The sequence below is a fragment of the Thermomonas sp. XSG genome (assembly GCF_014678725.1).
GTDB lineage: Bacteria > Pseudomonadota > Gammaproteobacteria > Xanthomonadales > Xanthomonadaceae > Thermomonas.
Window position 1 is genome coordinate 1,841,048 of sequence record NZ_CP061497.1, and the last position, 11,687, is coordinate 1,852,734.

Consider the following 11,687-nt stretch of genomic DNA (forward strand, 5'->3'; position numbering starts at 1 on the left):
CGGCCTACTCATAATCGTCCTCGAAGGGGTTGGTGTAGGGGTTGCGCGATCCGGAGATGGTGGCGGCCCAGACCCGACGACTGCCGTCGTCCATTTCCTGACTCAGCAGGACGACGGCTGGAAGGTGATCGTGCAGGCCGAGTTTCGGCGGCCACTGCGCATGCAGCTTCCCCTCCTTGTCCATATAGGCGAAACGGGCACGGCTCACGCCAGATAGCGGCAGGTCCAGGCGTCTGTCCGTGCCCTCCTTCAGCAGTAGATGCGGAAGCCCCGCTTCACTGCGGATGGACCATTCGATATCGGTGGCGCCGCCCTGGTGGGATTGAACCGGCAGCGTCGTCACCCCCAGCAATTTGTCCTCACTGCCCTCGAAGGTCTGTTCGGGCACGGGGATCAAGCCGCGCAGCGAATCCGCCAGCCAGCTTTCGGTCAGCGTGGTCTGCTGGATGGTGCCGCTGATGCTCGAGATCGCGGCGTTCGCCCGGCGCCATTGCCCGAGTGACTGGAAGCCAAGGGCTACTGCCATGCCTGCAATCAGCAGTACCACCATCATCTCCAGCAGCGTCAGCCCCCGCTGCTGCATGGGCCGCGGATCAGAAATCATCGGCGGCAACCGGGCGCGAGGCGGCCCAACCGGTCTTTCGAATGCGGAAATCGCGCACCGGCCGGCTATCCCGCAGCACTTCTACGTCCAGTGCATACAGTCGGAAGTCGAACTGCGTGGCGCCCCCAGCCGGGCTCATCCCCAACCGCAAGTCGGTCAATGGCTCGGACTTCCAGCGGACCTCCAGGGGGGGCAATCGCCGTGTTCCGCTGGGTTCGGCCATCGGATTCACGGTTTCGATTACCGCCATTGCCGCGCGGGCGTCGGCTAGCGCAGCGGCGTTGTTCCGCACCCGGTTCAGCGCCAGGGTGCTGGTGGACAGCCACGCGTAGAGGGCCAGCAGGCAGGTCGCCATGATGGTCAAGGCAACGATGGCCTCCAGGAGCGAGAAGCCGCGCTGCCGATGTGGCCTGCCCCATCGCATCGGGATCAGAGCCGCTCGACCCGGCAGAAGGGCGCCAGGATCCTGAAATCAATTGTTTGCTGCGTGGTCGTCAATACCCCGCGTGCATCCGAACAGGAGCCGTTGGCCAGTACCCGCAATGGAGTCGTCATGCGCAGTGACCAGCCTTCGGGAAGCGTGATCGGCGGTATCCCGCCGTTGGCTTTTCCTTCCAGCGGGGTGCCGCTGGCACGAACGGTGCCGGGCAGATGCTCGACCTGCTGCAGCACGTCATCAACTTGGGTGGCTTCCTGCCACGAGCGGATCATCCGGTAGCTGGGAGGCGCGGCGATGGCGGTGGCCATTGCAAGGATTGCCATCACCACAACCAGCTCAAGCAGCGTGTAGCCCGGCGTACGCCGACTCATTGCTGCGGCAGCATCCCGACGTCGGCGTCGTATCCGTCACCGCCATTCTTGCCATCGGCGCCAAGGGAATACAGCGCGAAGGCGTGTGTCCCCGTGGATTTGGGGGCGTACTGGTATGCATTGCCCCACGGGTCCTGGGGTACGCCATCTTCCAGATACGGGCCCTTCCATCGCTGCGCGAGCTTGGCATCTGCGGGTTGCTCGACCAGCGATGCCAGCCCTTCTTCCTGGGTGGGGTAGCGGCCTGTATCCAGGCGCATAGTTTCCAGTGCGCCCTTTAGCATTTTCACTTGGGTCTCGGCAGTCTGCACCTTGGCTTTGTCGGCCTGGCCGAACAGGCGAGGCCCCACGAGACCCATGATGAGGCCGATGATGACCAGCACCACGATCATTTCCAACAGGGTGAAGCCCTGCGCGGTGGCGCGGCGGAAACGGGGGGAACGGCCGGTACTGGGATGGGCGGCGATCATGGCGGTCTTTCGTGCAGAAAAGCGGCAGGAAGTCTAGCAGTTTGGCTGGAGGCGGGGCGCGCCGCCTCCGCGGCTGTTAACCTATCGTCAGAACCGCATACCGCGTGCCCGCCGATGATGTCCCAGCTCTTTTCCCGCAGTGCCGGGCACTTCGCTTTGTGGCGAACCTTGGTGCAGCAGGACCTCGCGGTGAAATACCGGGGTACGTTGCTGGGCCGGGCATGGCCCTTGTTGATGCCACTGATGATGCTGGCGATCTATGGCTTCGTGTTCGGTGCGGTGTTCCGTGCACGTTGGCCGGGGCTTGCCTCGGACGACCACTTGGGTTTCGCCCTTAATCTTTTCCTGGGCCTGCTGGTACACGGGCTGTTGGCGGAAGCGGTGGGGCAGGCGCCCTCATTGTTCCACCGCAACAGCAATTTTGTGCGCAAGATCGTGTTCCCGTTGCCGGTGCTGGTGGCGGTGCCACTGGGTGCGGCGCTAGTGCACATGGTGGTGGGCGTGCTGCTGGTTTGCGCCGTCAATGCCATCTGGGGAAGCGGGTGGCAGTGGCAAACGCTGGCGCTACCCTTGGTTCTGACGCCTTACCTGCTGATGCTGTACGGAATCTCGCTTGCTTTCGCGGCACTGGGCGTGTACTTGCGCGATCTGGCCCAGATCGTGTCGGTGCTGGTCATGCTGGTGCTGTTCACCGGCACGGTGTTCTATCCGCGCGCGATGGTGCCGTCGGTGTTCGCGGGTGTCGTCGACGCCAACCCTATTAGTTGGCCAACCGATGCGCTGCGCGCGTTGGTCTTGTCGGGCCAGCTTCCAGAAGCGATGCCGTTGGCCGGCTACACGCTGACTGCCGCCGTGGTGCTGCTGCTCGGCGCCTTCCTGTTCCGGGCGCTGCGCCCGGGTTTTGCCGATGTGCTTTGATGGTTCAAGACCCTCTAGATGATGCGCCGACACCCATGACCGCTGCCCCCGCCATCGCAACACCTTCGGAAGTCGCTGGTCCGGACGCGAGCCTGATCGGGCAGATGCTCATTGCCCGGCAGTTAGTCGGCACGGCCGACTTGGAGCGCGCGCTGGAGCTTCAGGCGGGCATGGGCGGGCGCATCGGTAGCCTGCTGGTGCGGATCGGCGCGCTGTCCGAGGAGCAATTGCTGGCAGTTCTCTCGGAGCAGCTCGGCTTTGCGCTGGCAGGACGCGACGTGGCGCTGCCGGAACTGGACGCCTGGGTCGTTCCGGGCGAGGAGCCGGTGCCGGTGGACTGGATGCAGGATCGCGGGGTGTTACTGTGGCAGGATCCGGAAGGCGGCGTGATCTGCGCCAGCCGCGACCCGCTGGACCCGGCGCTGCGCGAAGCTATCGACTACCTATTCCCGCAGTTGCCGGTGCGCCATGTGCTGGCGCCAGCGCAGCTGATGGAAAACACGCTGGACAAGCTGGCTAATGGCCTGCTTGCCGCAACGCAAGGTGGTGACGACGTCCGCCATCTGCGAGAGCTGGCGGAGGAAGCGCCGGTGGTCGAGCTGGTCAACAGCCTGCTGGCGCAAGCGGTGGAGCAGCGCGCCTCGGATATTCATCTCGAGCCGGGCGAACACGAATTTGTCGTGCGTTTCCGCATCGATGGCGTGTTGTACACGCGTCTGCAGCTTCCGCGCGAACGCTTCAACGCTGTCGCCTCGCGGCTGAAGCTGATCTCCGGCATGGACATTGCCGAGCGCCGACTGCCGCAGGATGGTCGTTTAAGTGTGCGTGCCAGCGGCCAAGCGATGGATATCCGCGCCTCGGCGCTGCCGGGCGTGCATGGGGAGTCCATCGTGCTGCGCCTGCTGCCCAAGGAGCGCAAGGACCTGGGTCTGGAGCGGCTGGGTATGGAGCCGGACCACTTGGCGCTTCTGAGCGCGTGGAGTCGGGAGGCACACGGCATCCTCCTGGTCACCGGCCCTACCGGCTCGGGCAAGTCCACCACGCTCTACGCAACGTTGGCGGCAGCTGACGACGGGATGAAGAAAATCATCACCGTCGAAGACCCGGTGGAGTTCCAGCTGCCGCGGATCACCCAGATCCAGACCCATGCCGATATCGGCCTGACCTTCGCCGGCGCGCTGCGCTCGATCCTGCGCCAGGACCCGGACGTCATCATGGTCGGCGAAATCCGCGACCGCGAAACCGCGGAGATCGCCATCCAGTCCGCGCTGACCGGCCACTTGGTGCTCTCCACCGTGCACACCAACGACGCCATCGGTGCGTTCACGCGCCTGATCGACATGGGCGTGGAGCCGTTCCTGGTGGCCACGCCGGTCAAGGGCCTGCAGGCGCAGCGCCTGGTGCGCCGGCTGTGCCCGCATTGCGCCCGCCCTGCGGCCCACGTACTGCCGGCCATCGCCGAGGAAGCCGCGCGCTGGGCCGGCAAGGTGCTGGGCGATGCGCCGGCGCGCTGGCATGAGGCGGTGGGCTGCGAACGCTGCCAGCATTCCGGATATCGCGGACGCGTGGGCATCTACGAACTGATCCCGGTGGACGAAGACATGCAGCAGGCGGTGGTGGCGGGTGCCGGCCATGCAGAGCTGAAGGCGATGGCGCGGGCGCGCGGCGCGCGATTCCTGCGCGAGGACGGCTTGCTGAAGGCATGGCAGGGCCTGACCTCGGTGGATGAGGTCCTGCGCGTGACCGCGGTTTGATCCCCGTGAGCCAGTTCCGCTACAAGGCGTTCTCCGCAGAAGGCGCCATCCTGGAGGGTGTCGTCAGCGCGCAGTCGGAACGTGAGGCCGCCCGCCAGCTCGAACGGCGCGGCCTGTCCGTGGTGTCCGTGCAGTCAGTGGCTGCGTCCGCGCGTGGTCGGCCGGCCCGGGGTGCAGTGCGGCTTCGCCAGCGCGACCTTATCCTGGCCTTCCATGAACTGGCCACGCTGCTGGGGGCGGGCGTCGGGTTGGCCGAAGCGGTCGCAGCGCAGGGCCGGTCGGCCCATCATCCGCAACTGGTGGCTGCGTTCGACGGTATCGCCGCCGGCCTGCGCCGGGGCCAGGCATTCTCGGCGGCGCTGGAGGTGGCGGGGTTGCCGCTTCCGCGCTACGTGCCCACCCTGGTGCGCAGCGGCGAGAAGTCCGGCCTACTGGGAAGGGCATTGCAGGACGCGGTCGCGCAGATGGAGTACGACCAGACCGTCCGGTCGGAAATTCGCCAGGCCCTGACCTATCCGGCGGTGCTGATCTGCGCCGGTCTCGGCGCGGTGGTAATGATGTTCACCTTCGTGGTGCCGAAGTTCGCCGGCCTGCTCAAGCGCGCTGATGACCTGCCGCTGCTTGCTTCGGCCGTGCTCAACACGGGCATGTTCCTGCGCCAGTGGTATTGGGTGGTCCTGCTGCTGCTGGCAGGGGGGGCGGTGGCGGTCGCGCGGATCCTGCGTGATCCCGGCAAGCGTGCGCGTTGGCTGGAGGCTCTCGAGCGGCTGCCGGTGTTGGGAGTCTGGCGGGTGGAATCCGAAACCGCCACCTGGGCCCGGGTGCTGGCCACCCTGCTGTCCAACCGGGTGCCGCTGATGGAGGCGCTGGGTCTGGCGCAGGAGAGCGTGGGGGCGCCGGGGCGACGCGCGCGGCTGGACGAGGTGGCGCGCAACGTCCGCAGCGGTGTGCCGCTGGCGGACGCGCTGGAAGAGCAGCAGACCCTCACCGCAACCGGCTACAACCTGGTGCGTGTGGGTGAGCGCTCGGGCGAGCTGCCCGCAATGCTGCAGTCGCTCGCGCGGCTGTGTCAGGAGGCGGGGCGCGCCCGCATGAAGCAGTTTCTGGCATTGCTGGAACCGGCGGCCATCCTGCTGATTGGCGGTGCGATAGGTGTCATCATGATCGGCATCATTCTGGCTATCACTAGCGCCAATGATGTGGTGGTATAAAAGTGAATGGGGCCTGCCCGAGACTCTTTCTATCTCGGCAGGAAAATACTGCGCGGTACAGGCCTGGGGGCATCCGTCACAATTCGAGACCGTTGCCAACAGTTTGTTCCCGTGGGCTTGACGCACCGGTAATGCTTGGTTAACGTTCTGCGGGTAGCTTGCTCTACGGGGGAGGATGGGAGAGGAATCTTTCCCGGATGCTTGCCTGAAAGCGGCCGGATGCCATCGGGCTGGCCCGTACGGTACCGGGGTAGGTCTGGCGACCGGTAACGCTACAGCGGTACCTTTTAGTTAACTAAAAAACCTTCAATGGAGTTGATTCACATGATGAAGTTCAACAAGAGCCTCCTGACCGCTGCAGTGGTCGGTGCCCTGGCCCTGCCGGGCCTGGCTTCGGCCGCGTCGCTGTCCTACCCGGCCGGCAAGCAGATCACGTTCGCCAAGGACCTGATCGTCAACAACGGCACCACCATCTACACCCCGTCCGAGCTGACCCTGCGTGCCACCACCGATGACGCAGCCCGCATTGCCACCGTCGCCGGCGATAACGTCACCGTCAAGGTCACCCTGACCGACGGCGCCAAGTTCGACGCCACCGCTGACGCCACCACGCTGGTGAATGGCTTCAAGATCGGCGCCGAACTCGGCGGCACCGGCCTGACCGTCGCCGCTTCGCCGGCTGGCACTCTGGTGGGTACTCCGTACTACTCGGCCAGCGGCCAGGAGCTGAACTTCACCATCAAGGCTCCGGGTAACGGTGCCGATGCTGTTGATCCGGCCTATGCGGTTCAGCTGAACAGCATGCAGATCACCAACCTGGTGCAGGGTCTGTTCACCGGCTCCAAGGTCGGTGTGGAAATCACCGCGCAGAACCAGTCCGGTCAGCAGATCCTGGCGTCGAAGGCCGATCTGGCCAAGTCGGTGTGGGGTCTGACCGCTGCGGCCGACCTGACCGGCAGCGACTCCACCGGCACCAAGAAGATCGACGTTGGCAGCACCAACGCGGACGGCAGCCCCGATCCGCGCACTTGGTTCTCGGCCAGCGGTACGGTGGGTGGCAGCGGCCTGAACGGCGCGGCTGCTGGTTCGGGTTACTTCAACCTGGGCGCGGTGGTGATCGACATCGCCGAAGCGGCTCTGATCGGTGGCGGTAGCGGTTATGTCAACAACTACAGCGCCGTGCTGCCGAACCCGGAATACAACGTGGTCAGCACCGCCAAGTTCGACCTGTCGCTGACTGCCGAAGGCTTCTCCGCCTACAACGGCGCGATTGCTTTCTCGGCCTCGCCGACCTGCTCGGCGACCGTGGGTAGCACCACCCAGTCGGGTGACACCGTGACCCTCAGCCTGCTGGCTTCCAGCCCGCTGCTGGCCAACGTCACCGCGGCTTCGCCGTCGGCTTCGACCCTGTACGTTTGCGCCATCGCCAACGGCACCCGCGAACTGGTCAAGGTTGATTCGGTGCGTGCGTCCGTGGCCGTTGACTACCAGCTGTCCACCCAGCGCGTCAACCCGACCCTGGATCCGTTCAGCTTCGGCAGCATCGGCTTCAACGGCACCGATCTGGTGTTCCAGAACGTGAACCCGGCCGGTAACGCCACCGCCCAGTCCTTCCTGCGTCTGACCAACAACAACGCCGCGGCGTGCCTGGTCGAGATCGAGGGCAAGGATGACGCTGGCAAGTACAGCCGCAACCCGGTCAAGCTGACCATCCCGGCGCACGCGTCGGCCACGGTCAACTCGGATGACCTGGAGAATGGCAACGCTGGCAAGGGCATCACCGGTGGCTTCACCGATGGCTCGGGCAAGTGGTATGTCCGCGTCAATGCCCAGTGCTCCAACTTCAAGGCTTCGGCTCTGAACCGCAACTCGCAGACCGGCACCGTGACCGATCTGACCCCGGAAAAGACCCAGGGTCTGGTTGAGTGGTCGGTGAACAAGGCCAACAAGCTGTAATGCATCCGGAATGGCCGGCTTGCCGGCCATTCCGAGCAGAACGCTTGAGCTAGCAAGACGGATGGCAGCAATGCCATCCGTCTTTTTTTGTTGGTTGTGGCGGGAAGGTGATGCGGCAACACGTGGCCGGCGCTATCCTGTCGGGCTAGCCTTTTCCTGCATCGAGATGACCGAGGCACCCGCACTGGAGCTGAAGGGGATCGCCAAGACCTATCGGCTATGGGCAACGCCCGGCAGCCGGTTGTGGGTGCCCCTGCTGTACCGCCTGTCCGCGTGGCTGGCCCCGCTGCCCGCCCTCGCGCGCTGGCTGCGCGCCAGTGCGGAGGCGCGGCTGCATCATCACCACGCGCTGCATGACGTGGGGTTCACCCTGCAACGCGGCGAGGCGCTGGGCATCATCGGCCATAACGGCAGCGGCAAGAGCACGCTGCTGCAGATCGTCGCCGGTGTGCTGGAACCGAGTGCGGGCAGCGTGCAGGTCAACGGCCGGGTGGCGGCGCTGCTGGAACTGGGTTCGGGCTTCAACCCCGAGCTGACCGGCCGCGAGAACGTCAAGGTCAATGCCGCCATCCTGGGGTTGACGCCTGCGCAGATCCGCGAGCGGATGGACGCCATCCTCGCCTTTGCCGACATCGGCGACTACATCGACGAGCCGGTCAAGACCTACAGCTCGGGCATGGCGCTGCGGCTGGCGTTCGCGGTGCAGGTACATACCGACCCGGACATCCTGATCGTGGATGAGGCGTTGGCGGTGGGCGACGCCGCGTTCCAGGCCAAGGCGATGGCACGCATCGACGAGATCCTGCGGCGCGGGACCACGCTGTTGTTCGTCGGCCACGACCTCAATGCGGTGAAAGCGTTCTGCCATCGCGCGATGCTGCTGGAGAAGGGCCGCATCGTGCTTGAGGGCCTGCCGGACGAGGTCATCACCGAATACCTTCATCGCACCCACAAGCGCGCGCTGGCCGCGCAGCAGGATGCGCGTGCGGATGCGCTGGAGCGACTCGACGGCGGCTACGGTTTGCAGGATGCCTGCGTAGCGCGTGCCAGCGTCAACGGCGTGCGGCATGCGTCGCTGGCGCATGGCGATGCTCTGTGTTTCGAACTGGCGGTGCGCCGCAACGCCGGCATCGAAGCGCCTTGCCTGATCTTCGACATCCTCGATGGACGCGGCCTGCAGCTGACCGGACGACGCATCGCGCTGGGTCGGGGCGCGGGCGAGGCCACTGTGCGGATCAGGCTGGACGCCGCATTCCAGCAGGGCATCTACCGGGTGCGCACGCGGGTCGTGGATGCCCCTTCGCTGGACCGCACCATGGTGCTGGCGCGGCAGGAGGGTTGGCTGTCGTTCGAGGTGGTGGACGACAGCCGACACTTGTTCACTGGCCTGTTCCCGGTGCCGATGGCGATCGAGGTCGGCAGCTGAACATGCCCCGGATGCTGTTCCACCGCGACTTCGCCGGCTATACCGGCGGCCATGGCAAGGTCTGGGATTATTTCCGCCATGCGCTGGCGCTGGGCTGGGATGCGTGGGTGTATTTCACCCCGGACTCGAAGCGTGACGCCAGCAATCCCTGGATGGCGATGCCGGAGCGGGTTGTTGCCGATTGGCATCCACAGGACTTCGATGTGATGTTCCTTGCCGGTATGGACTGGAACGCACTGGAGGACATCCGCGAACCACCGCGTCCCGTGGTCAACCTGTTGCAACATGTGCGTCACGCATCGCCGGAGTTGCCCTTGCGCGGCTTCCTGCGCGCCCCGGCGCAGCGGATCTGCGTGAGCCAGCCGGTGGCTGACGCGGTGCTGGCGACCGGTGAGGTGAACGGTCCGGTGGCCGTGATCCCGGCCGCGCTGGACCTGCCTCACGACGCGATGCCACGCACGCCTGCGGCTGATGGGCCGGTGCTCATCGCCGGCCTGAAGGCACCGGCGCTGGCGCATGCGCTGGCGGAAGAACTGCGCGCCCGCGGTATCAGCGTCGAACTGCTGGATCGGTGGCTGCCGCGCGCGGACTATCTGGACCGGGTCGCGCGCGCGCCGGTGGCGGTGACCTTGCCGCATCCGACCGAAGGCTTCTATCTGCCTGCGCTGGAGGCGATGGCGCTGGGTGTGCCGGTGGTGCTGGGCGATTGCGTGGGCTCGCGCGAGTACACGCGCGATGGCGAAAACTGCTTGCTGGCGGCGCTGGCGCCGGCGCCACTGGCTGAGGCCGCGCAGCGCGCAATGCAGCCGATGCAGGCTGCGCGCCTGCGGGCTGGCGGTCTGGCGACGGCAGGGCGTTTTGGCCAGGCCGCAGAGCGCGCTGCCTTTGCGCAGCTGCTGCGCGATATTGGGATGGCGGCACCGTGAAGCCCCGCGATCTCATCCTGACCGGCGTCCCGCGCAGCGGCACGACCCTGTGCTGCGACCTGCTGGGGCGGGCCGGCGATACCGTGGCGCTGGTGGAGCCGATGCCGGTGCATGCATTGCCGCTGGATCACGCCGAGGCGGTTGGCTCCATCCGCGGATTCTTCCGCGACTCGCGCGACAGCCTGCTGCGTGCGGGCGAGGCGATCGGCCAGCAGGTCGGTGGACGCGGCCCGGACAACTTCTTCGACGACCAGCGTGACGCGCGCGGCCTGCGTGTGCGCAAGGTGGGGCTGGGCGCGGTCCGCGTCGACAAGCCGCTGTCCCCCTGCTTCACCCTGGTGGTCAAGCACAACGCCGCCTTCGCCGCGTTGCTGCCCACGTTGGCCGAATCCTTCGAATGCCTGGCGCTGGTGCGTAACCCGTTGGCGGTGCTGGCGTCGTGGAACTCGGTGGACCTGCCGGTCGCGCGTGGTCGCCTGCCTGCCGGCGAGCGCCTGGAACCGGCGCTGGCAACCGCGCTGGATGCGCAGCCCGACTTGCTGACGCGCCAGCTGTTGTTGCTGGACTGGCTGTTCGCGCGCTTCGCACGGGTGCTGCCGCGCGCTCGCATCCTGCGCTATGAGGATGTGGTGGGCAGCAACGGCGCGGCCCTGGCGCAAGCCAGCGGCATCGCATTGCCAGCCGCCACGCTGGCCAGTCGCAATGCCAGCCGGCTGTATGACGCCGACGCCTGCGCGGCGTTTGCCGCGCGCTTGCGGGCGGATAGGGGGGCATGGCGCGGGTTCTATGGCGAGGACGAGATCATGGCGGCGCTGGCCGCGCTGACGGCGCCGACATGAGCGCGCCTCGCATCGGCTTCCTGATTGGCGGCGTGCAGAAGGGCGGCACCACCGCCTTGGCGCAGTACCTTGCAGCGCACCCAGGCATCGCCCTGCCGCGTGGCAAGGAGGCGCATGTCTTCGATGCGCCGGATTACGACGATCGGTGGACATCGGCCGACATCGACGCGCGTTATGCCGCGCATTTCGAGCCGGACGCGCAAGGGCTGCATGGCGATGCCACGCCCATCTACTGCTTCCATCCCGCCTTCGTGCGCCGCATCGCCGCCTACAACCCGGCGATGCGCTGGGTCCTTTTGCTGCGCCATCCGGTGGAGCGCGCGGTGTCGCACTACCACATGGAACGGGCGCGCGGCGACGAGTCCTGGCCGTTCTGGCCGGCGATGCTGCTGGAGCGTTGGCGGCTCGCAGGACATCTTGATGATTTCGCCCAAGGCTCGCCGCTGAGGCATTTCAGTTACCGTGCCCGCGGCGACTATGCGCGCCAGCTGGACGTGCTGCTGGCGCACTTCCCGCGCAGGCAGGTGCTGCTGTTGCGCAATGAACAGCTGGCGGCGCGGCCCGCAGAGGCCCTGGCGCAGACACTGGAATTCCTTGGCCTGCCGGCAATGAAACGCGACGACGCTGATTATGTCCGCGTTTTCAAGGGACAATATCCGCCGCTGTCGCGCGATGGGCTCCGGTTCCGGGTATTGCAGCGGCTGATGGGCAGGCCGATGCGGCGTGCACGGGAACGGTTCGGGCTGGAGTGGACATGATGGGCAGCGACGTCG

At 66.3% G+C, this 11,687-nt stretch carries 12 protein-coding genes; 8 read left to right on the forward strand and 4 right to left on the reverse strand.

Annotation, left to right across the window (positions count from 1 at the left end; all coding sequences use genetic code 11):
• Window positions 1-4: 4 nt before the first annotated feature.
• From ICG51_RS08685 to gspG, 4 genes are read right to left on the reverse strand one after another with little or no spacing between them, the layout of a single operon-like run.
• Window positions 5-604 carry a prepilin-type N-terminal cleavage/methylation domain-containing protein gene (locus tag ICG51_RS08685; RefSeq protein ID WP_190279994.1) on the reverse strand — a complete coding sequence of 200 codons (600 nt, stop codon included), beginning with the start codon at window positions 602-604 and terminating at the stop codon, window positions 5-7.
• Entirely contained in the window at window positions 594-1,028 is a 435-nt protein-coding gene (locus ICG51_RS08690; RefSeq protein ID WP_190279995.1) for a prepilin-type N-terminal cleavage/methylation domain-containing protein, read from the reverse strand. Before ICG51_RS08690 ends, ICG51_RS08685 begins: the two co-directional genes overlap by 11 nt.
• A gap of 5 nt (window positions 1,029-1,033) precedes the next feature.
• Window positions 1,034-1,414, reverse strand: a complete 381-nt coding sequence (locus tag ICG51_RS08695) for a type II secretion system protein (protein WP_190279996.1) — start codon at window positions 1,412-1,414, stop codon at window positions 1,034-1,036.
• A complete protein-coding gene (gene gspG / locus ICG51_RS08700) occupies window positions 1,411-1,884 on the reverse strand; it encodes a type II secretion system major pseudopilin GspG (RefSeq protein WP_190279997.1) in 474 nt (157 codons plus the stop codon). Before gspG ends, ICG51_RS08695 begins: the two co-directional genes overlap by 4 nt.
• A gap of 114 nt (window positions 1,885-1,998) precedes the next feature.
• On the opposite strand from gspG, the gene ICG51_RS08705 reads away from it, so the two are divergent.
• The 8 genes from ICG51_RS08705 to ICG51_RS08740 all read left to right on the forward strand — a co-directional run bounded on the left by ICG51_RS08705 (window position 1,999) and on the right by ICG51_RS08740 (window position 11,672).
• Window positions 1,999-2,802 carry an ABC transporter permease gene (locus ICG51_RS08705; protein WP_190279998.1) on the forward strand — a complete coding sequence of 268 codons (804 nt, stop codon included), beginning with the start codon at window positions 1,999-2,001 and terminating at the stop codon, window positions 2,800-2,802.
• Window positions 2,803-2,837: 35 nt separating this feature from the next.
• A complete protein-coding gene (locus ICG51_RS08710) occupies window positions 2,838-4,556 on the forward strand; it encodes a GspE/PulE family protein (protein ID WP_190279999.1) in 1,719 nt (572 codons plus the stop codon).
• 5 nt (window positions 4,557-4,561) lie between these two features.
• On the forward strand, window positions 4,562-5,767 hold the full coding sequence (locus ICG51_RS08715; protein ID WP_223809410.1) for a type II secretion system F family protein: 1,206 nt from the start codon (window positions 4,562-4,564) through the stop codon (window positions 5,765-5,767).
• Between the two features lie 324 nt (window positions 5,768-6,091).
• Complete coding sequence (locus tag ICG51_RS08720; RefSeq protein WP_190280000.1) at window positions 6,092-7,723, forward strand: hypothetical protein; 1,632 nt, start codon at window positions 6,092-6,094, stop codon at window positions 7,721-7,723.
• A 166-nt stretch (window positions 7,724-7,889) separates the two neighbouring features.
• The gene (locus tag ICG51_RS08725) at window positions 7,890-9,149 is read left to right on the forward strand and encodes an ABC transporter ATP-binding protein (RefSeq protein ID WP_190280001.1); all 1,260 of its coding nucleotides are present in this window, start codon (window positions 7,890-7,892) and stop codon (window positions 9,147-9,149) included.
• 2 nt (window positions 9,150-9,151) lie between these two features.
• Entirely contained in the window at window positions 9,152-10,075 is a 924-nt protein-coding gene (locus ICG51_RS08730; RefSeq protein WP_190280002.1) for a glycosyltransferase, read from the forward strand.
• The gene (locus ICG51_RS08735) at window positions 10,072-10,914 is read left to right on the forward strand and encodes a hypothetical protein (protein WP_190280003.1); all 843 of its coding nucleotides are present in this window, start codon (window positions 10,072-10,074) and stop codon (window positions 10,912-10,914) included. Before ICG51_RS08730 ends, ICG51_RS08735 begins: the two co-directional genes overlap by 4 nt.
• On the forward strand, window positions 10,911-11,672 hold the full coding sequence (locus ICG51_RS08740) for a sulfotransferase (RefSeq protein WP_190280004.1): 762 nt from the start codon (window positions 10,911-10,913) through the stop codon (window positions 11,670-11,672). Before ICG51_RS08735 ends, ICG51_RS08740 begins: the two co-directional genes overlap by 4 nt.
• The last annotated feature ends 15 nt before the right edge of the window (window positions 11,673-11,687 follow it).